Below are 20,328 nucleotides of genomic sequence, written 5' to 3'. Positions count from 1 at the left end.
GCAATAAATCACGACTTTTTGCAAAAATATGTGATTGCTGCTAAAATTCTTCCCGCTTTAAAACTTTAGAGTTCAAATTAATGGAGGGCGGTATTGGAGTTCTTCTCACCTGAGGGGCGTTTCAAATTCACGTTAAATTTGTATTTATGGATAATGCATTTAAAAAATATAGTATTGATACAACCGATTATCAGGTTGGACAGGATAACGTTCAAAAGTGGGGATTCGATATACATAACCCGGTTTTTGGCATTAGTGCGGGGCTCGTTGTTTTCTGTCTGATTTCACTTCTTCTTGTTGAGCCAACCACTGCTCGAGACGTATTAAACGGTCTAAAAAACGGAATTATCGAACAGTTTGATGCGTTTTTTATGTGGTCGACAAACTTCTTCTTATTGTTCGCCGTTGCTCTTCTTTTTTCTCCGCTAGGTAAAATCCGCTTAGGTGGCAAAGAAGCAACGCCGGATCACTCAACCGTTTCTTGGTTGTCGATGCTTTTCGCCGCGGGTATGGGTATTGGTCTTCTGTTCTGGAGTGTGGCTGAGCCGACCGCGTATTTCACTGATTGGTGGGGAATGCCACTGAACGCAGTACCATACACCGAAGAAGCAAAATCCCTCGCGATGGGTGCCACTATGTTCCACTGGGGTGTGCATGGTTGGAGTATTTACGCACTCGTTGCACTAGCATTAGCGTTTTTTGCATTTAACAAAGGTTTACCACTTTCATTGCGCGCGGCGTTCTATCCAATTTTTGGTGACCGTGCATGGGGCTGGTTAGGTCACGTTATTGATATCCTTGCCGTTTTGTCGACGCTATTTGGTCTTGCAACGTCGCTAGGTCTGGGTGCTCAGCAGGCGACCAGTGGTATTAACCATGTCTTTGGTCTAGAAGGCGGCATTGGTACACAAATGATTGTGATCACCTTCGTTACCTTTATCGCGGTGCTATCAGTGATTCGTGGTATTGATGGTGGTGTTAAGCTACTGAGTAACGTCAATATGGTGGTTGCGTTTGCGCTGCTTATTTTCATTACCTTCATCACGTTTGATACGGCGTGGAGCTCGCTACGCGACACAACAATGGCTTACATTGAAAATATTATTCCATTGAGTAACCCTCACGGTCGTGAAGATGAAACTTGGATGCACGGCTGGACGGTATTCTACTGGGCTTGGTGGGTATCTTGGTCACCGTTTGTTGGTATGTTTATCGCGCGTGTGTCTAAAGGTCGTACGGTTCGAGAATTCTTATTCGCAGTCATCGTTATTCCTACAGTTGTTACTTTGATTTGGATGTCTGTGTTTGGTGGTATCGCGCTTGACCAAGTGGTGAATAAAGTTGGTGAGCTAGGTGCAAATGGCCTAACTGATATTTCATTGACTCTGTTCCATGTTTACGATGCGCTTCCGTATAGCTCAGTGATTTCAATGCTTTCTATCGTGCTGATTCTGGTATTCTTTATTACATCGTCAGACTCTGGCTCACTGGTTATCGATAGTATTACCGCCGGTGGTAAGATTGATGCACCAGTACCGCAACGCATTTTCTGGGCGTGTATTGAAGGTGCAATTGCAGCCGTAATGCTTTGGGTTGGTGGTAAAGAAGCCCTGCAAGCATTGCAATCAGGTGTTGTTGCAACAGGATTACCGTTTACTTTTGTTCTGCTGTTGATGTGCGTAAGTTTGGTGAAAGGGTTAAGAACAGAACTGCCAGCTTACAAATAAATACAACACGATCCATGATTGAGTTTAAATGCCGAGCCTAATGTGCTCGGCATTTTTTATTTCTACTTTTCTTTTCCAATAATTTCGTTACAGTTTAGGCTTATTCCCACCTCATTAAACTGCATTATGTCACTGGCTAAACTCATTCTTATTCGTGGACTTCCGGGTTCAGGTAAAACAACCTTAGCAAAACAACTAGCGATAGAGCTTGGTGCTAAGCATTTTGAAGCTGACATGTATTTTGAAAATGATGAAGGTGATTATCACTTTGAACCAGTTCAATTACCTCAAGCGCATGAGTGGTGTTTTCAGCAAACTAGAAAGTGGTTGAACAAAGGGAGAGTCGTGATTGTGAGCAATACGTTTGTTCGACATTGGGAGATGAAGCGTTACATGGACTACTGCATGAAGAAGCGCATCGAGGTGGAAATTAAAGTGTGCCACGGAGCGTATCAAAGCATTCATGATGTACCACCAGCGACGATAGAAAAGATGCGACGCCAGTGGCAAGAATGACCGTTACCAGAACCGGAAGTTATTGACCTCGTCCGTCAATCATCACAACGAATGTTTTGCTCATGATTGAAAGGTCCATTGAAATCCAAGAGTAAAACGAACCTAAGCTTAGTGCGTAACTGTGGTCAAACCCAACTTTGCGTCTTACATCTTCAATGCATGCATCATAGCCTTGGTTAACCTGAGCTAAGCCTGTGATACCTGGTAACACGCCATATGTGCGCTCTACAAAATAGGGGATTTCATCTTCCAATTTCTGGTAGAAAGCTGGGCGTTCTGGGCGCGGCCCAATCATCGACATTTCACCTCTCAACACATTAAACAGTTGAGGTAGTTCATCTAAACGCGTTTTGCGTAAAAAGCGTCCTACTGGCGTGATGCGGGGATCATTTTCAGTTGCCCATACTGCGCCAGAGCGTTGCTCTGCATCAATATACATGGTGCGAAACTTCATGATTTGAAAAAGATCCATTTTTTCTGGTGTGCAGCGTCCTACTCGCAATTGGCGATAAATCACAGGGCCTTTCGATGTGGTTTTGATCGCTAGCGCGATAAATGGGAAAAGTGGTGCAGTGACGACCAAAATAAGCATTGCAACCAGTACATCAAACGTTCTTTTCGCGTGGCATACATTTGAATCGTAGCGTGAGTTTTTCATGATGCTTTCCTTATTGGTTGACGCGTTTCCAACGTCCATTTTCCATTCCGAGTAAATACTTCATACCGCCGATAAAGTTGGCGAGATGACCAATGACGATGTAACTAATCAGCTTAAAAGGTTTAATTGTGTTAAGTGCTGGCATCAAGTAAGTGATAAGCGCGATGCTATAAATACCAACTTGTGCGGACAGCATTACTTGAAACAGCGGATTGTGTGCCAGTAGTAGTGAGCAAATAAAGCAAACAATCATCAAATAGGGTGTTGCTAAGCGCAGAACCTTTCCCGATAGAAATGCAAAGGCAGTGCCACGATAACGAGGTAGCAGTAATTTCTTTAATTGCATGAGCTGCTGCATGTTACCTGCTGAAATTCTTAGGCGTCGTTTGAAATCTGCGTCATCTGAGCTTTGTTCGAGCTCAAGCGCCAGCATGTTTGGCTCGTAAATAGCGCTATAGCCTTGCAAAACGATTCTCATAGGGAGAATAAAGTCGTCATTAATGGTGCTAACTTCCAGTGGTTCAAATAAGTGAGTTCTGAAAGTGTAAAACGCACCGTGGGAACCAATCGTTGAACCTAACAAGGATTCTTGGTGCTTTACTCGAGACTGGTATTGCCAATACGCTGCTTCACCTTGGTTATCAGTGCTCATTATTTGATATGTTGCGTTAACCACTCCAACGTTCTCATTTTGATAATGCTGACTAGCTAGCAATAGAGAATCGCAAGAAATCAATGCCGACGTGTCACTCAGTGCGGTAATGTCCGAGCTAACATGACGCATTTCTTCGTTGAGTAGGGCAACTTTACCGCGATTGACTTGGTGATCATTAATAATGAACAGAGTATCAGAGCAGATTGCTTCTTGAATTGTCGCTTGAGCAATCTCGGCTGTGTTATCTGTGCAGCCATCACATGCGATCACTACTCTTAATTTATCCCTCGGGTAGTCTAGGCTCGCAAGGTTACGGATCTTCTCTGCTATCCATTGTTCTTCATTGTAGGCGGGCACGATGACAGTAATAGAGGGTAGCTGGCTGTCTGTTTTGGAGGCTTTGTAAGCTCGCTCTACAAATGGTGCTTTGGTTTCGTCTTGCTGTTTTAAAGGAAGCCACTTAAGGAGCAGTGGGTACCCAACGTGATGATAGACAATCAAAAACGCGGATAAACCAAACCCTATAATCCAAAGTAAATCATTCATAGCTAGCCTCCTTGGCCAAACGTGAGTAGCGACTCACCATGTCTCTGATATCAAAGTGTTTGAGAATAAAAGTTCGAGGAGAATGGTGTGATGATTCCAGTTGCTGTGATAACGCTTCGGCCAACGAAAACACGCGATTTGCTTCAACCAGTGTGCTGTTGTTCGGACAGAGCGTCTCTTTCACGCCGCCAACATCCGTCGCGACGCAAGGAATGTCACATGCTTGAGCCTCGAGGGTTGAGAGAGGAAATCCCTCTTGAAGTGATGGTAAGCAAAACAAGTCTAGGCTTTGGTAAAAGCTGGGCATATCGTCGACCAAGCCTAAAAAGGTTACTCGATCTTCAAGTTTTAACGTTCTAACTTGTGCTTCCAATTGAGCTCGCTGAGAACCATCTCCAGCAATGGCTAGGTGTGTGTTTGGCGTAAGATGAGAGAATGCTTCGATAAGCACTTTATGGCCTTTAACTGCTTCTAGACGCCCGGCAACGCCAATCACGATTTTGTCGGTTGGAAGTTCAAACAAGTGTCTTGTTGCCGTTTGGTCACCGCTTTTAAACTTCTGACAGTCAATCCCGTTATGGATAGTACAAACTTTGCGATACTTTAACTTAGTCTGTATTTGATGGGCGACAAAGTTAGCATCGGCAACTACTTGCGGGCGAATCATCGTTAGCAAAAGGGACTGCATTCGAGCTGATTTTTTGTTATTAAGGTGCCATGCGTCGTGTTCGGTATGAATAACTACAGGTACGTGCGCTAAACGTGCCGCAATCCCACCATATAAGAGTGGTCCGATATGGTGAGTGTGGACCACATCAGGCTTAAGTCCTTTGAGCATGGAAGTCAGCGTACTGATGGTTTTTCCGCTGAATCCAGGTTTCTTATTAAGAAAGTGCAGTTGGCCTTGGTAGGACAATAGTTTTTGCCAGCCTTGTAGTGCATGTTCTTTGCTTCCTTCTAAGCTCACGACAAAAACGGAATGGTTGGGCTGCGCAAAACGAAGCATTTCTAGTACGAGCGTTTCTAAACCACCAGGAGCTAAGTGTTGCACGACGTGTAATATCACTTTTTTGCTGTGCTTAGTGTTATTGTGTTTTTGTCTGAATTCCATTTTCAAACCCTCGTTGAGTTCTTTGTTTATTTAGGAATTGCAGACTGCGTGCCAAAAAATTAATCATTTAAAAACAATAAGTTAATATTGATGTTTGTGAGGCTTTATGTTTATTCTCAATTTGAGATTCATATTAGTGGACATGCTATGAGGCTGTATAAGGCAGTAGTAAAAGAAAAGCACTCGCCGACCGAGTGCTTGTAAATGAGTTCTTATGGCGGTTAGTTTCCGTACACTACGTTAGGTAAAGTGGTGATGACAGGAACACCAAGGTGTTTTTCTAATGCTCTTTTAGAGCGGATAGAGTTATCGGCTAACTCTAGTATCGTCGCTAATCCAATGCCTAAACCAGCGCCACCAATAAATCCTAAAATGACAAATACAAAACTAGGTAAGTTAGTTGGAATCGTTGGCGTGAACGGTTCATCAATGATTTTTACGCGCTTATTCTCTTCAAACTCTCCCAAAGAACCCGTTAGTTGGGCCATCTCATAGCGTTCGACGAGTTCATCATACATTTCTCTCTTCACTGCGACGTCACGAGCTAAGCGGTTGATTTCTGTTGCTGTGCTCCCAAATTGGTGCGCATTTCGCTCTAATTCTTGGATCATGTCTCGCAAGCTGTTGGTTTCTTCCGTAAGTGCTTCAAAACGTCCGCGCATCATTTGTAATTGATGTAGTTGGGAGACAAGTAGAGGCTGTGCTTCGCCAAGACTGTTTACTGTGGTATTGCTCGCGATATCCCATAGTTGAGCACTGTTTAGTTCTGGTTGTTTAGAGTTCAAGAGTACCGAGCGTTCCTGCTCCAACCGGTTTAATTCTCGCAACTTACCTTGCACCAAACTATGCGCCTCTGTGTATTTAGCGCGAAGCAGGGTAAGTTCACTACGAATGTCGATGATTTGCTCTTCCAGTTTACCGATAACCGGGTTCGTTTTGGATAGTTGTTGATCCAAACTGCCTAGACTTCGTGAAACACCAGCAAGCTCCGCCTCCTTTTCGGCTAGCGTTTGTTTGAGGCTAGCAAGGCGAGTAAGGCTTTGAGCTTGCATTTCGGGTGTCGCGTCTGAGTAAGTATTTTTATACTCTGCAAAAGCTTGTTCAGCCTTGTCTAGTTCTTCCCTGCGTTTGTTGATATGGATAGTCAAAAAATGACTCGAATCTTTAATCGAAGAACGCTCAGGAGCCAAAAGCTGTTCGACAAAATGCTCTCTGACAGAGAGCAGCATCGACTCCATTCCTTCTGATTTACCACTTTGCAATTGAATTTGAATGAAGTCTTTACCGAGTGGCTGAACAGACAGGCGCGACGCAAGATCTTTTATGATGAACTCTTGCTCTTTTGCACTCATCTCGTCATTGATCAGCGATTGTTCTTTTGCGACAGAATACAAAACGTGTCGGCTTTTTAGCAGAGTACTGAGTGCGCTCAATCGGTCTTTAAGCATTGTTGAGACGGCAAGGTCTTGAAGGAACGGGTTCATTTTCGCTGTCTCTTGAATAAGCATGCTGGTATGAGCAACATAAGTCGTCGGAACCAGTTTACTTACGATGAAACCCAGCACAGGCAAGACAAGCATAGGGATAACGATCATGTAACGACGTCGCCAAGCGCCATGTAGTAATACACTAAGGTTCTCTCTCAAATCGTTCATAGCGTCCTCACTAATTTCTCAACTTGGTTGGCTCTTGCTTCCCAGCTTTGCTGTTGAACATATTGCTTTGAGTTTGCCGGGGGTGGGATCAGGTGATCGAGACTGGCGCATACATCTTCGACATTTTGAACTATGTGGAGCATATGCTTGTACGGCATTAATGCAGGAAACGACGTGCTAATAACGGGGGTTCCCGTTGCCAAATACTCAAGAAGCTTGAGGGGGTTACACGCTTTGATTTGAGCGTTATTAACAAAGGGCAACCAGCTTGCGTCCCAGTGTTGAGAGTAGCTTGGCAAAGTGTGATGAGCTCTTGGGCCGAGATAGTAAACGTTACTTCTTTGAGGTAGCGGATTGTCACTGAGTTCGTTGGGGCCGATGAAAACCAGATCCCAGTCAGGTGCTTGGTCTGCGACTTGGGCAATTAAGTCGTAATCTAACCATTCAGACAAACTACCATAAAAGCCCAGCACTTTGCGGCCGTTGTCAGGCAAGTCTTTGGCCTTCGGTGCTGGCTCAGAAAACAGACTAACGTTGACACCATGAGGCAAAGTGACGGTTTTATGTGATGGAAACTTGGTGGAGAGCGTATCGCTTGCCGTAAAGATAACGTTGGCCGCATTAACAAGAGTACGTTCGTGCTTTGTTACCGTGTCGTGGTCAACACCAGCTAAAGCGCTAAAGTCATCGCCACAATAGTAAATCAGTCCACGTGGGTTCATTTCTGCACAAACATCGGCAGCAGTCGGGAGCGACGTCCAAAATACAGGCTTATCAAAACCAAGAGCTTGTAATTGTTTGTTGAGTTGGTGTTTCATCATCTTAGCGGCCACTTTTCTTGCTAATGCAGAATTAGGGGCAGGAATGGTGAGCAAGTTGATGATGTGAATGTTTGGGTTTGTTTCAGAGTCCAATGTTGGCTTGTGTGAGCCTACGTTATGAAATACACGAGTGAATTTGTTTAACGCACGCTTTATGTCTTTAGAATCCAGCTTAGGTTGACGAAGGCCAATGGAGTTCACCCAAAGGATGCGATGGTTCGCTGCTAGTCGCTTGACAATATGCTGAGTGGAAGAGGGTAACCCACCAAAATCTTCTCCAAATACTACGATGTCCGTCATGTGGCTCTCCTTGAGTCTTGGTTATTTGATTACTAATTAAGTGAGTAATCACAATGCGTGCCAAGGAATTAGCCATTTTAAAACAGTGATTTATGGGTTTTGTTTATGTTTGAAACTAGTATTTCTCATTTTGACAGTCACTTTGAACAATTCGGCTAACGACAACTGTTAATGCCGCTAGAATGTAAATTGGCCAAGTGAAACCTTGAGTCAGAAACGTGCCTGATACGATGGTACCGATAAGCCCACTTAACACGGCGTTTGCTCCTACAGAGAGGGTGTAATCTGATTTTGGTGTCAGCAATGAGATGGAATGCAAAGAGGTGCGGATCAATGACACAATTAAAGTAATGAACACCGCGAGCCCGACAAAACCCGTTTCTGCTAACACGCCAAACCAAGTACTATGGACGGCGTGGTTGATACCATCCCAGTGTGGGCTATAGAAATAGTAATTAAAGTAGAAGTTATCTAGACCTACGCCAGTCAACGGGTGATGCAGCGCCATTTTAAATGCCGCTTCCCACGCATAAAGTCGCCCCATCGCAGAGGCATCTATACCATCCTCAGCGGCTCCCCCCGATTCTCGTCCTGAAATACCAGCGAATGCGTAGAGTACGATCGCTGCGATGGCGCCTAGTACCAAGACTAATGTTTTGCTTTTGATGTGTTTAAAAGCAAAGTAGGCAAATACAGACAGTGAACCTAGTAACCCACCGCGGCTCTGCGTCTCAATGATCGCAAAGAACAAAACCAAACAGGTGATAAGGGCAAAGAGCCTGAGATGCTTGGGGGAATGCTTCTCCATCAATTGACTAACGGTAAAGGCAAGGGGAAACATCAGCACTAGTGCCAAATCGTTAGGATCGCCAAGTACTGAACCTATGGATCGTCCTATTGACACGCGTGTTCCTTCGACTAAATCAATGCCATTCGCAGCGTTTTGTAATGCCACTAAGCCAATCAATAATCCGGCGAAAATAATTGCTTTTGACATCTGAGCGAGCTGTGAAGGTTTAGTAATAAGCCAGGTGATGGCCAACGTCATAATGATGATTTTCCAATAGGTATTTTTGAACACCGTTATTGCGATATCACGACTGGAAGCGAATATGATTCCGATGATCACCAGACCCCAAAATATACACAGCCACTTTAATGAAGGGTGCCAAAAAGCTGTAATCTGGCGGCTTATAAGAAGGTGAAAAGCGAGTGCGGCGAGTGCCCCCAGTGATAAGAGTAATGGGATCTTGAAGTTATAGATAACAGGAAAGGCTTCGTGAATACGAAAGAATGAAAAAATAACGAACAGTGTGACAAGCCAAAACGTTTGATTGAGAACAAACAGTAACGCGAGTGGTGCGAAACACAACGCAACAATCAAAATGGGATGAGGTATAACAATCCAAAGCAGGCCGATACAGACAGTGATCGTCAGTGCTGCGATGGACTGTTTTGTTCTCACCTTGGTTTCATTCATAACGAGTATCTCTTCACCTGTCCACGCCTTTTCACTATGTATCGAGTGAGAGCATTTAGCGTCTCTTTACTCACGTAGCGAGTGGCTATCCATGCCAGCAAACTGCATGTCAAAATGCAAATTGCGATGGCGATGCCTATTGATTGTGAAGAGTGAAGCAGGAACAGTGCCACACCGGATATAATCTGTAATAAAACCATCAGACTGAGGTGAAAAGGCAACGTCATACATTGTTGGCTTACTACATAAGTCAGGCCCAACTTACACAGTTGTGCGTAATAAAGCGCAATGAATACCCCATAAATGCCCAGAGAAGATAAGCCAAACAGCAAAGCAATCGCAACGCACGCAGAGACGACATTTATACCCAGTAGCCAGCGAGTACGACGCTTGTACAAAATGGAGATGTTAATCAATTCACTCCATTCTTTTAACATGGCGATAGGCAGCAAGAATAAGCTAAATAGTACCGCCTCATGATAGGTTTCTGGCAGTAAGTAGGTGATCATCACCATTGCTAATGTGCCGACCACTACACTCAAACCTGTGATGTAAATCATACCTAGGTGTGTGATGCGCACTGCTTCAGTGTTCTTGCGCCCTTCTAAGTAGTTAAATCGACGTGGCATCCACCACATGCCAAATGGCTGCACTAAAATACACATGCCCACTGCAAATTTTACCGCTATCGCGTAAATCCCTAACGTCGCAAGAGAAGTGTTGGCACCAATGAACCAGCGCTCAGCGCCATTGAGGCAGAACGCAACCAATCCAGCCATCATCATTGGTAGGCAGTAGTTTAGGTATTGTTTTGCCAATGTCAGCTTAGGAAGGGTGACATTGTAACGGTTAACGATGTGCAGCCAAACAAATTGAGTAATAGCAGCCAACAAGCCCCCCCACAAAACAGAAATAACATGGGGATGAACAGACAGCGCCGCGACGATAAAAATGACCTGAAAAATGGTGGTAGTGACCATGACGTTAAGCAGTGTTCTTGCTTTGTCGTCTTGTGTTCTTAACCAGGCAGTGCCGATTGCAATACTGCCTTCTAGAACGATGGCAAACATAACAATAGCAAATTCGACTCGCGTAAAAGGCGCGGGAATGGGGGCGATTAAAATGATAGTGAGCAAGCTAAGAGCGACGACGCCAGCGATGAGTAAAGCAAGTGAGTACAGCTGGTTTAGTAGGCTTGTGCGCGTATTTTTATCCTTTTCAACGCCGACGAATCGATAAAGCGCTTCATGCAAAGCGAAACTGACGAATAAGGTCGTAACAACACCAAAGGTTGTTAGAAGCTCAAGCTTGCCCATTTGTTCTGGTGAGAGAAAGTGGGGCAATACAGGCAGCATGATTAGGCTGATGCTTTTATTGATCACTAAGGCGATAGCAAATAGCGTCATGTTGGTCATTGCTTTAGACATGATCATATCCTTTGATGTCTCGCGGTGTCTTGAGTGTGCAATCATTGTTGGTAGCAATTTCGGCAGCAAGGTGCTGGGCGATTGGCAAATAACAACGTTCGGCTGTGTATAGTTGAGAAACATTGAGTGCTTCGATACCCATCGTTACTTTCATCCACGGCGATTCATTCAAAAGGCGAATTGCGTTGTGTAACGAAGCCACATTGTTAGGCGTGTATTTAATACAATTTCGGCCGTGAGTTAACACGCGGTCCCAATAACTATCATCATGTGGAATGACGACACACATACCTGCAGCGAGCGCTTCCAAAATAGATAACCCAAAAGGTTCGTTGAGACTGGTGGAAACAAACACACCACACTGTGAACGCAATTCATCTAAGTTGTTTGGGCACTCATGCCATTCAACACCTTGTGTGTTGAAGTCCGGTGTTGAATATTCCACACCTGCCACGTTAGGTTTGATGTAACACACGGTGGATTTGATCTTTTTCGACTCATCAAGTGTTAAAGCATCAAGCAAAAGATCGATGTTCTTCCATTTTAGTAAGCTAGCTGCCCAGAAAACGCGGCTTGAAATCGGATTCGCTTGTTTTGGCCAGCGATCTTTCGATAATCCATTAACAAACGTAGATGTATTCAAACCACACCAATAGCGTTCGGTGGCTGGCTTCTCTGTTTTGAGGTAGGCCTGTAATGCTTCTACCATTGATTCGCGGGTGTTTGCCAAGTAGTAAATTGCCGATGCTTTTACTAAGCAGTAGCCAGCAGATCTCGATCGTCCAATAGGGCCATGAACCATCTGTACCACAGGCTTTTTGCTAATTAATCGTAGTAAGTACAAAGGCATATCATTACTTGGGCAAGATAGGCCCAAAAAGCTATCTATTTTTGGCAGCTTCATGCACGCGTAGAGAAGTTGGAGAAAGTAGTAAGCGTTCATCAACCAGTAGGTCAGTCCATGAGTCGAGTTAAATGGTGATGGTTTTATTTTTATAACTTGCACACGCGGTGTATCACTAAGCAGTGACGCCCAATGCTCTGGATTTGTAGTGAGTAGATAACCAATCACGTTCAGCTTATCGCACTGCTTAAGGAGCTCTGCATTCGCGATTTTGGATCCACCTTGCATTGGGATGGCGTCGAACATCAATACACGTTTCATGACCGGGCTCCTCAATTGATGCTCAACCAGCGTGAAAGAGGCTTCATGCAGTGAGTCATTGGCATTGGTGTAATGGCGTTGTTATTAAGTTCACCTTCGTAAATACGTTCAATAGCGTTGATAGATGCAGTCGTCGTTAAGTTCTGGCTAGCATGTAGGTAAGCGTTTTCCGCCAGCTTGTTTCTTAATGCCGCGTCTTGCATGACTTGTTGAATCGCGTTTAACAGGCTCGCCATTCCACTGTTCTGGTACAGCAATGCAGAGTGATTATGCTCGAACAACTCAGGAATGCCTCCCGTTTTAGGAGCCACGATAGGCAGTTGAGCTAAAGCCGCTTCCCCGAGCACGAGACCAAAGGCCTCTTCATAGGCGCCGCTAATAAAAGCGTCTGCATTACCACACATCCACTCTCCGGCATTGTGTTGCTCCCCGACAAAGTGCACTCGCTCTTGGATACCAAGATCCGCGGCAAGCTGTTGCAATGCTTCTCTTTCTTCGCCGTCACCAACAATAACAAGGTGAGGGTTGTTGTGGTGGTAGTTGTGCATGCGCATTGCGCGAATAAGGCGGTCGAACCCTTTGCGCTTAATCAGCGAACCCACCGACAGAAAGGTAAAGGCCTGTGATGGGATTCCGAGGCGATCTTTAATGTCGATGGGTGTATCCACGCCTTGAAGTGACACGCCGTTGTGTACGACATGAAGTTGGTTTTGTGGGTAGCCGTCCTGAAGAATTTCGCGTCCAACATCTTTGCTAACGCAAATCAATTTTGGAGAGAGGTGAAGTCCGAGAGAGAAGCGATCGCGCAATGTATAATGGCAATGAAGTTGCGTGACAAGTGGTATATGATTCATGCGAGCAGCCAAACACATCCATTGACAAGGGCCGCCGCTATTGACGTGTACCAAGTCGATGTTGTGCTTTTCGATCAATGCTGAGCCTTGTTTGATAAGGCTATTCCACCCGCTAATATCCCAGCGTGGAGCGCTCCAACCACCAACCAAATTGAAGGATGAATGTTCCGCTTCAATTCCGAGCGAATGGCACTTATCGATTAATGGTTGGCAGTTTGACCATACGAATGGCTCAAACTTATTGCGGTCGATTCCTGAAATGAGATCCAGAAGCACCACTTCACTGCCGCGAATCCAATTATCACCATAATGAACATATAGAATGCGTTTTGGCGTAGTCATAAGTCACCTCTGTCTCATCATTAATCTGCGTTAACTGCTGAGCTGCAATAGAGATGCCAAAATATGCCATTAGTTTATATGATTGAATCTTATATGATATTTATGTTTGGAACTCATCATTCTCATATTGAGAACCAATATGGATTAGTGATCCGTTTCAATTTGATATTTTTGTAGCAATACGGGAATCACACTTTGCGCTGAGAAATCATCAATGATGGTTTGTCGAGCATTCTGGCGAATGAGTGATTGTTGCGCTTCACCAATCGACATCCAGTCATGAAGACATTTAGCAAGAGAGGGAATGTCTTCGACGATAAAACCATTTTTACCCGTTTGGATAATATCTGGAAGACGACCTACACGTAAGCTCATCACGGCAATGCCTCTCGACATGGCTTCAAGCGCCGCCATTGGAAGACCCTCATAACGAGAAGAGATAATAAGTACGCTGATATTTTCCCAAACACCTTCCATATCGGTTTGATGGCCGAAGAAAGTCACATTTGAAGGGGCAGTTTGATTAAGCGACTCTTTTTCTGGGCCATCACCGTACACACTAAACTGTAATGTTGGACAGACCCTCGCTACCTCAATAAATTGATCGGCGCCTTTTTCCTGACTCAATCGGCCGACAAAAGCGATTTCCTGATAGTTGAGTTGACTGTTGGGAATCGAAACAAAGTTATTCAGCAGTTCTGAAGAACAAAAAACTTTGCGCTGAATACTTGGACTGACAGCAAAGCAATGGTCAGATAGGCTGCCTGAGCTTCTATCAAGCCAATCGTATAGCCATAGCTCCCCTGAGGACGATTCACCAGCATGATAAGTTGAAATCAAACGAGGAAACGTTCGGGTGAGCAGTTTGGCGCAGCGCGACAAAATCGACGCTTTATAACCATGGGAGTGAACCACTGAGGGTTGGTGATTGGCGACGGCGCTTGTTAGGTGCTTAATTTTTAAAGCTTTATTGGGCTCGCCAGACAAATAGTTTAAGTAACTCACAGGGATCGCGGCTTCTTTTGCCTTCTGTACAATCTGAGCGGCTGGCGAATACTCAGTGGTTAGCACAACTCGAGCTTTGTTTCCAAAGGCGATTAATCCCCGAGCTAGCTCGATAACGTGACTTTCAATGCCGCCGAATAGACGGCTATCAAGCAAGATCCAAATTTCACCAATGGCAGGTTTATCAAGATTGTTCGAGATTAATTTCATCCGCTTCCCACGCTTGTTTTTTTCGGTAAACCGTAGATGGGCTTAACTCCAGCATGACAGCGGCGTTGAGGACGTTGCCATCACAGTACGCGATTGCGTTTTGAATTGCTTCACGCTCTACTTGCCACATAGGACGAATGGTTCCATCAGCGTTAAAGTACGGTGAGGTAGCAGCAGAGGACGGTGTACCAGGCAGCTCCGCTGCGGTAATCGACGGTTCGACCGCAGAAGGTGAAAGTTCCTCAGTATAAACAGGTGGTGGTGTGATTGGTGCAATGTTTGTTGACTCTTGAGCAACATGCGCAGGCGTCGTTGTTTTCGTCACTTTAGACTTTTTAGTAAGTTGAGCGGGTAGGTGGCTCACCGTGACTTTTTCGTCGTTATTAAGCACCACAATGTTACGTATGATGTTTTGTAGTTGCCTTACATTACCCGGCCATTCGTAATGCTTGATGATATGTTGAGCTTCACTGTCGATTGTTGAGAATTTCTTTTTGTCCTGTTTGGCGTAAGTGGTCAAGAAGTGCTTGGCAAGCGTGACGATGTCACTTCCTCGTTCACGTAATGGGGGCATATCGATAGGTATAACGTGCACACGGTAGTATAAGTCTTCACGAAAACGACCTTCTTCTACTTCTGTTAATGGATCTCGGTTAGTGGCACAAATGATTCTCACATCTACTTTCATTTCTCGAGTGCCACCAAGAGGGGTGTAAGTGCCCGTTTGTAGAAAACGGAGCAACTTCTTTTGCATCTCAAGTTCCATTTCACACAGCTCATCAAGAAAAAGCGTACCACCATGTGCCAGCGTCGCCGCACCTTTTCGATCTGTTGTTGCTCCAGTAAAGGCCCCTTTAACGTGACCAAAAATCTCACTTTCCATCAAATCTCGTGGAATAGCCCCACAGTTAATTGCAATAAAAGGCTTGTCTTTACGGTCGCTCTGGCGGTGGACGGCTTCAGCACAAACTTCTTTACCTGTGCCGCTTTCTCCCACAATAAACACACTGGCAGAAGTTGGCGCAACAGCATCAATGGTCTTGTATACCGCCTGCATCGGGAGGCTTGAACCGATGAATCCGTGATAGTTGTGGCGATCAAACTTGGACTGAATATTTTCCACCAAATCTTCCAATTTGGCGCGTTTGAGGTGCAATGCGACTGATGTTTTTAGGCGATCAGCGTTTATGGGCTTTTCTAAGAAATCTTCCGCACCTTTTTGAATTAGATTAACGGCTAAGTCGACGCTGCCGTGTGCCGTAGCAATAATAACGGACGTAGGAATGTCATTCTGGTTGATCCAATCCAACACGTCTTCGCCAGACATGTCGGGCAGTTTCAAATCGAGAATGATGAGCTGAGGTTTGCTTCTTTCAATAAATTGAATCGCTTCGCGACCTGTCTCGACATGAAAAATGTCATAAGGTTCGTCTTTCACATACTGCTTATAAAGTATGGCTAGTGAAGTAGAGTCCTCTACCAGTAACACCCTTGGTCTCATAGTCCCATCCCAACGTAGTTTGTTTCATTTTTTATGATTTTTGTCAGCACTACTATTTGGCATTATGAGTGGTTTATAGCTCTCTAGTGCTGAAAATTCTCAATTTGAGAAAAGCGTTATTTAAGTATTAGCACAAGGTAGGAAATTTGCGAAAAATCCATACTTTTTAATTGATTAAGTATACCCAAATAATTTAAAGGTGTGTGGCTTGGCGAGGGTGATTGAATTTGGAGCCTAAATTTCTGAGATGATGTCGGCATCGCGCTTTATCAAACGCGATGCTTCGCTAGGGAGTAAGACACTGATACTACTCAAACCCTTGAGCTTTTCGCTTTTCTAACGCATCAAACGATTCATTGGCGAGTTGCGGAAGTGTTTCACAAAGCTCCAATGCTTTTGGTATTTTTCCTTCGACACAGTACTTCTCAATCATTCTTGCTTGTCTTGAAAGCGTTCGATTGCCTAAAGCGAGAGCAGAACTGCCCAGTGTGTGAACCTCGAACTCTAATGTTTGAAGGTCTTTTGTGCTTAATGCTTGCTCTATTTTCTCCATGCGATCGCGTGACTCTTCGACATAGTGATCAATCAAGGTAGGGATGATTTCGGCGCACGTATCTTTGATCATTTGCTGAAGAATATGCTCATCCACTAATTCTTGCTCGATAGTCAATGTATTATTTATCGTCATAATAGCGCTCCCTATAACATAAACAGTTCGCTTTTTTTAATTTGCTGAGACAGTTTTTCTTTCCACTTTTTTGGTAAGAAACGCAGCTTGGAAACTTGGCGGATTAACTCATCTTTCAGGCTTGGAGTGTGCTTCATGTTCAGTACAGAACCAATCAAGTTCGCATCGCTAGCATCGAGTATCTTTTTGGCTTGCTCGAGCTGGGTTGCAGTCGTAGAACCATAATGCGCTACTAACAAAGTAGCATCACATACGCCAGCAATCACTTGAGGCGCAATATTGCTTCGGTTGACACTGAGAAGTGGTGATGTATCTATCACGACGCGCTCGTACTGCGTTAACCATTGTGCAATGTTTCGTTTCAGCATTGTTGGGTCTCGGTACGCTAACTGAGTGCTGGCGAGAGATGGAGCTGGGAGGCCGACTAAAGTTTGATGTGTATTCTCTCGTGTGATCAAATGGCCAACCTTCTCGTCATCATCAAATTCGTGAACAGTGTGATAAGCGGGTTTGAATAAGTTAAGGTCTACATACAAAGTATTGTGGCCTGCTAAAACCAAGCGCTCTGCAAGAGATGACGCCACGGAAGTGACACCATCTTCAGATTTACAACCCACAACACAAATCGTTTTGTGGCCTTTCTGTTCACTCTGAAGATAAATTTGCTCAATCTCAGCGTGAGTTGCAGGAATAGTCATTACAACGCTCCTATTAACACGATGGTTGTGGTGATTTGTAAAATATCTCTTAATCCGGCCCTCGCTTTTTCAACAAAGCTTTCGTCTTTATGGGGAATGTAAATCGTGTCGCCTGCGCGAATGACTGGCAGCTCATAAATGTTGGCTGTTTTACTAAAGTTCACCAAATCAAATGTTCGGGCTTGGCCCTGGCAGCAAGACATATTGACCACACTGATCTTTTCAAGGTAGGCATTGTCAGTTGGTCCTCCTGCTTCCGCTAACAGATCAAGCACAGTCATGTTGTCATTGAATACGTATCGCCCTGGGTCTCTTACTTCACCTAATACGCGTACCGTGGACTCTTTTGAACGGTCTAACCAGTTTTTGTTTTTTTCTGGAATGTAAATGGTATCACCAGGACGAACGTGGGGCAGAATTGACTCATCGCCTGTTTCAAAGTACATCGATAAATTCAATTTACTCACTTTGGCATAACCTAGGCCTCGGTGTGTGACACGGATGTTGTGAATATCTGCATCCATTGTCGGTCCGTCGGCGGCAGACAAAATATCCAGAAAATGCATATCTTCGGTGAAACGATAGCGCCCAGGTGCATTGATTTGCCCGAAAACGTATATTGATGCGTCAGAGCTTTGGCTTACCCATTGCGATTTATTATCGGATGGGTCGTCAGGCAATGCATGTACCCTTACGACTGTACCAGCGGAAACTCGAGGTAGGCTTGATGTTGGCGAGCCATCCAGAATGTATTGGTCTAAGTCAAATTGTGTCATTTGACCGTTATTGGCGACTTCAATTTTGGTGGTATCAGCTCGTCGAGTTGGGCCACCAACGTGTGCAAGCAGATCAATCAAATCCATTTCGTCTGACCACTCGATGCGTCCAGGGCGAACAACTTCTCCCATCACTGCGACCGCTCGACTAGGTGCTACTTTTAACCAAGACTTCTCATTGAAATCGGTTTTCTCCGGCACGAAAATCGCGTCTCCTGGTCCAACATTTGGTGGTCTGGCTGAAGATAGTCCTTCTGTATGCGCGGTAAGATCGAATTTGATGACTTTGCCATCGGCTTTTATAACGCGAATTTGGCGAGATTCTGCGTAGCGAGTGGGCCCGCCAGCGTTGGCGAGGATATCCATGAAGCTAGCGCCTTGCTTGCCTTCGTATGCCCCAGGATGGGCGACTTCACCCATCACGTAAACCACATTTGCACCTGCTTTGATTTCTTCTTCCTGTTTTGGGACAAAGATGGTGGCACCTGGCAGGATCTCCGGCAGTAGGCTTTGGTCTCCAGTATCAAGGTACTTTTTCAGGTTAAACATTGTTGGGTTATTGTTTGTTATCACGCGAATTTGCTCAACACTGGCATATCGTGTCACGCCGCCAGCTCGCATTACGACATCAACTAGCGTGGTGTTTGGCTTGTATGAGAACGAGCCAGGTGCGTTGACTTCACCAAAGACTTTGATTGCACGAGCGGAATCTGCGCTGTCACCTGAATTCGCGAGTTTTGCTGCATCAAACTCTTGCTCAATATTCCCTACGAGTGGGGAAGCGGGGACAAATAAGACATCCAGTGATTCTAGTTTTGGCAGTTGGCTATTGTCCCCCGTATCAAGGAAGCGTTTGTAGTCAAATTCAATGTTTTTATTTCCACGTTTCACGATCATTTTATCAAGCTGAGCCCCTGCGCGCAGGCCGCCAGCTTCGTACACAAACATTTGAATGTTGGACCCAGAAGGTAAGGTATATTCACCGGGTTTGACCACGTAGCCTTGAACGGACACTAACAACTGTTGCTGTTTAATAAAAACTCGAGCGTTGTTAACGTCACGATAAACGGTCTTTAGCCTGTCGATAATCACGTCTTGGAGTTGTTGTTCATTGTAGCCGGCCACTAATACAGGGCCGACTTCTGGTAAATTAATTCGTCCACGACGATCGACCTGAAACCCTTGGTTTAACGACGCCTCTCCGGGTAAGTTAATCTGTATTAAATCACCGACCTTAACAGTATTGCTCTCATCCGCTATGGAAGAAGGTACCCACGCAACCAGACACAACAACATTAAGAGGATAAATGGTTTCATCGTGTTCATAGCGCGCCTCCTGCCGTTGAGTTGCGGTTTATTGAGGTATCGCTATCTGAATTAGGGCTAATAACCTCGATGCTTACTCGACGATTAGTTAAACGCACGGCGGATGTTTCACCTTCATAGAGTGGCAGGTTATCTCCGACAGATTTGGTAGTGACTCTCTCTGAAGTGATACCAAATACGGTTAGGTAACGCTTTACTTGTTCCGCACGCGCTTGAGCAAGTTTCTGGTTGTAATCGGGTGTTCCAGTTGCATCCGCATGCCCCGTTACTACAAGAGATAGGTTGGGGTGGTCACGTAAAATGTAGGCTGCTTCTGCCAAATGTCCCATGTACTTCGGGTTGATTTCTGCTGAATCGACAGCAAACTGGTTGTCGATATTAAGTAGTGCATAGATATCCGAGACTATGTTTAGGTCGCTACGTAGTGCTTCAATATCATCGGGCGGTGTGCAAGTGGTTTGGCTCAGTACGTAGTCGAGTTGTTGTTCGAGCTGGTTTAAGCGTCGACGCTGAATCACAAGGTCGTTGGCAGCGTCGAGTAAAAGCCCACCTTCTAACTCGCGCGCAATTCTATTTTGTTTTTCAAGGGCCTGAACAACTGCCGCAGGAAAACACCAGCGCGCGCCCTCTTGGATTAGTGCGTCTAGATGTAACTTGGTCAATTGCCAATCAAACCTTAACCCATGTTCTGGACCTAAAGGCTCGTCAGGCATTACTGGGGAAAACTGATAATTCTCGATCGAGATATCTTGATAGCTTTCCGCCAAGCCACCTTTCCCGTGTTCTGGGTAGTCAAACGACGAACAACCAAACATGCCGACAACAAGACCGCTTACTGCATATCGTCGTAAAAGATTTACCATGCCA

The 20,328-nt window shown here is 44.9% G+C and carries 17 protein-coding genes; 2 read left to right on the top strand and 15 right to left on the bottom strand.

Going from position 1 to position 20,328, the window contains the following annotated elements; translation table 11 throughout:
- Positions 1–146: 146 nt before the first annotated feature.
- Together J4N40_RS09075 and J4N40_RS09070 are read left to right on the top strand one after the other, a co-directional pair.
- A complete protein-coding gene (locus tag J4N40_RS09075) occupies positions 147–1,727 on the top strand; it encodes a BCCT family transporter (protein ID WP_005377659.1) in 1,581 nt (526 codons plus the stop codon).
- 126 nt (positions 1,728–1,853) lie between these two features.
- Entirely contained in the window at positions 1,854–2,243 is a 390-nt protein-coding gene (locus J4N40_RS09070) for an ATP-binding protein (protein ID WP_005377656.1), read from the top strand.
- Positions 2,244–2,262: 19 nt separating this feature from the next.
- Here the strand turns inward: J4N40_RS09070 and J4N40_RS09065 are convergent, their stop codons facing one another.
- The 15 genes from J4N40_RS09065 to J4N40_RS08995 form a co-directional block, all read right to left on the bottom strand.
- Positions 2,263–2,901, bottom strand: coding sequence for a sugar transferase (locus J4N40_RS09065; protein WP_005377654.1), 639 nt, complete (start codon positions 2,899–2,901; stop codon positions 2,263–2,265).
- 10 nt (positions 2,902–2,911) lie between these two features.
- On the bottom strand, positions 2,912–4,102 hold the full coding sequence (locus J4N40_RS09060) for a glycosyltransferase family 2 protein (RefSeq protein ID WP_017634936.1): 1,191 nt from the start codon (positions 4,100–4,102) through the stop codon (positions 2,912–2,914).
- Positions 4,095–5,213 carry a glycosyltransferase gene (locus J4N40_RS09055; RefSeq protein ID WP_250654193.1) on the bottom strand — a complete coding sequence of 373 codons (1,119 nt, stop codon included), beginning with the start codon at positions 5,211–5,213 and terminating at the stop codon, positions 4,095–4,097. The genes J4N40_RS09060 and J4N40_RS09055 overlap by 8 nt, the downstream gene beginning before the upstream one ends.
- A gap of 221 nt (positions 5,214–5,434) precedes the next feature.
- The gene (locus J4N40_RS09050; protein ID WP_005377649.1) at positions 5,435–6,868 is read right to left on the bottom strand and encodes a GumC family protein; all 1,434 of its coding nucleotides are present in this window, start codon (positions 6,866–6,868) and stop codon (positions 5,435–5,437) included.
- Positions 6,865–7,989 (bottom strand): glycosyltransferase, encoded by a 1,125-nt coding sequence (locus J4N40_RS09045; RefSeq protein ID WP_053303088.1) that lies wholly within the window; start codon positions 7,987–7,989, stop codon positions 6,865–6,867. Before J4N40_RS09045 ends, J4N40_RS09050 begins: the two co-directional genes overlap by 4 nt.
- A gap of 115 nt (positions 7,990–8,104) precedes the next feature.
- Positions 8,105–9,469, bottom strand: a complete 1,365-nt coding sequence (locus tag J4N40_RS09040) for an O-antigen ligase family protein (protein WP_054576902.1) — start codon at positions 9,467–9,469, stop codon at positions 8,105–8,107.
- Positions 9,466–10,896, bottom strand: a complete 1,431-nt coding sequence (locus J4N40_RS09035; RefSeq protein WP_053303086.1) for a lipopolysaccharide biosynthesis protein — start codon at positions 10,894–10,896, stop codon at positions 9,466–9,468. The genes J4N40_RS09040 and J4N40_RS09035 overlap by 4 nt, the downstream gene beginning before the upstream one ends.
- Positions 10,889–12,061: a glycosyltransferase gene (locus J4N40_RS09030; RefSeq protein ID WP_005377641.1), complete on the bottom strand. Its 1,173-nt coding sequence runs from the start codon at positions 12,059–12,061 to the stop codon at positions 10,889–10,891. The genes J4N40_RS09035 and J4N40_RS09030 overlap by 8 nt, the downstream gene beginning before the upstream one ends.
- Positions 12,062–12,072: 11 nt before the next feature.
- Positions 12,073–13,257, bottom strand: a complete 1,185-nt coding sequence (locus J4N40_RS09025) for a glycosyltransferase (protein WP_213961988.1) — start codon at positions 13,255–13,257, stop codon at positions 12,073–12,075.
- Between the two features lie 144 nt (positions 13,258–13,401).
- Positions 13,402–14,472, bottom strand: a complete 1,071-nt coding sequence (locus J4N40_RS09020; protein ID WP_250654192.1) for a glycosyltransferase family 4 protein — start codon at positions 14,470–14,472, stop codon at positions 13,402–13,404.
- Positions 14,447–15,973, bottom strand: coding sequence for a sigma-54-dependent transcriptional regulator (locus tag J4N40_RS09015; RefSeq protein ID WP_065274521.1), 1,527 nt, complete (start codon positions 15,971–15,973; stop codon positions 14,447–14,449). The genes J4N40_RS09020 and J4N40_RS09015 overlap by 26 nt, the downstream gene beginning before the upstream one ends.
- Before the next feature lie 307 nt (positions 15,974–16,280).
- The gene (locus J4N40_RS09010) at positions 16,281–16,661 is read right to left on the bottom strand and encodes an Hpt domain-containing protein (RefSeq protein ID WP_005377636.1); all 381 of its coding nucleotides are present in this window, start codon (positions 16,659–16,661) and stop codon (positions 16,281–16,283) included.
- An 11-nt stretch (positions 16,662–16,672) separates the two neighbouring features.
- Positions 16,673–17,359, bottom strand: a complete 687-nt coding sequence (locus J4N40_RS09005; protein WP_054730238.1) for an AAA family ATPase — start codon at positions 17,357–17,359, stop codon at positions 16,673–16,675.
- Positions 17,359–19,461, bottom strand: a complete 2,103-nt coding sequence (locus tag J4N40_RS09000) for an SLBB domain-containing protein (protein WP_064353904.1) — start codon at positions 19,459–19,461, stop codon at positions 17,359–17,361. Before J4N40_RS09000 ends, J4N40_RS09005 begins: the two co-directional genes overlap by 1 nt.
- A complete protein-coding gene (locus J4N40_RS08995; RefSeq protein WP_017820663.1) occupies positions 19,458–20,324 on the bottom strand; it encodes an OmpA family protein in 867 nt (288 codons plus the stop codon). Before J4N40_RS08995 ends, J4N40_RS09000 begins: the two co-directional genes overlap by 4 nt.
- Between the last annotated feature and the right edge of the window lie 4 nt (positions 20,325–20,328).

The sequence above is a fragment of the Vibrio sp. SCSIO 43097 genome (assembly GCF_023650755.1).
GTDB classification, from domain to species: domain Bacteria; phylum Pseudomonadota; class Gammaproteobacteria; order Enterobacterales; family Vibrionaceae; genus Vibrio; species Vibrio alginolyticus.
Note: the sequence above shows the minus strand (reverse complement) of the source record. Positions and strands in the feature narration are given on the sequence as shown.

Excerpts from the sequence above, each read along its gene's own strand:
- J4N40_RS09075 (WP_005377659.1), top strand. The coding sequence starts at position 147 with ATGGATAATGCATTTAAAAAATATAGTATTGATACAACCGATTATCAG.
- J4N40_RS09070 (WP_005377656.1), top strand. The coding sequence starts at position 1,854 with ATGTCACTGGCTAAACTCATTCTTATTCGTGGACTTCCGGGTTCAGGT.
- J4N40_RS09065 (WP_005377654.1), bottom strand. The coding sequence starts at position 2,901 with ATGAAAAACTCACGCTACGATTCAAATGTATGCCACGCGAAAAGAACG.
- J4N40_RS09060 (WP_017634936.1), bottom strand. The coding sequence starts at position 4,102 with ATGAATGATTTACTTTGGATTATAGGGTTTGGTTTATCCGCGTTTTTG.
- J4N40_RS09055 (WP_250654193.1), bottom strand. The coding sequence starts at position 5,213 with ATGGAATTCAGACAAAAACACAATAACACTAAGCACAGCAAAAAAGTG.
- J4N40_RS09050 (WP_005377649.1), bottom strand. The coding sequence starts at position 6,868 with ATGAACGATTTGAGAGAGAACCTTAGTGTATTACTACATGGCGCTTGG.
- J4N40_RS09045 (WP_053303088.1), bottom strand. The coding sequence starts at position 7,989 with ATGACGGACATCGTAGTATTTGGAGAAGATTTTGGTGGGTTACCCTCT.
- J4N40_RS09040 (WP_054576902.1), bottom strand. The coding sequence starts at position 9,469 with ATGAATGAAACCAAGGTGAGAACAAAACAGTCCATCGCAGCACTGACG.
- J4N40_RS09035 (WP_053303086.1), bottom strand. The coding sequence starts at position 10,896 with ATGTCTAAAGCAATGACCAACATGACGCTATTTGCTATCGCCTTAGTG.
- J4N40_RS09030 (WP_005377641.1), bottom strand. The coding sequence starts at position 12,061 with ATGAAACGTGTATTGATGTTCGACGCCATCCCAATGCAAGGTGGATCC.
- J4N40_RS09025 (WP_213961988.1), bottom strand. The coding sequence starts at position 13,257 with ATGACTACGCCAAAACGCATTCTATATGTTCATTATGGTGATAATTGG.
- J4N40_RS09020 (WP_250654192.1), bottom strand. The coding sequence starts at position 14,472 with ATGAAATTAATCTCGAACAATCTTGATAAACCTGCCATTGGTGAAATT.
- J4N40_RS09015 (WP_065274521.1), bottom strand. The coding sequence starts at position 15,973 with ATGAGACCAAGGGTGTTACTGGTAGAGGACTCTACTTCACTAGCCATA.
- J4N40_RS09010 (WP_005377636.1), bottom strand. The coding sequence starts at position 16,661 with ATGACGATAAATAATACATTGACTATCGAGCAAGAATTAGTGGATGAG.
- J4N40_RS09005 (WP_054730238.1), bottom strand. The coding sequence starts at position 17,359 with ATGACTATTCCTGCAACTCACGCTGAGATTGAGCAAATTTATCTTCAG.
- J4N40_RS09000 (WP_064353904.1), bottom strand. The coding sequence starts at position 19,461 with ATGAACACGATGAAACCATTTATCCTCTTAATGTTGTTGTGTCTGGTT.
- J4N40_RS08995 (WP_017820663.1), bottom strand. The coding sequence starts at position 20,324 with ATGGTAAATCTTTTACGACGATATGCAGTAAGCGGTCTTGTTGTCGGC.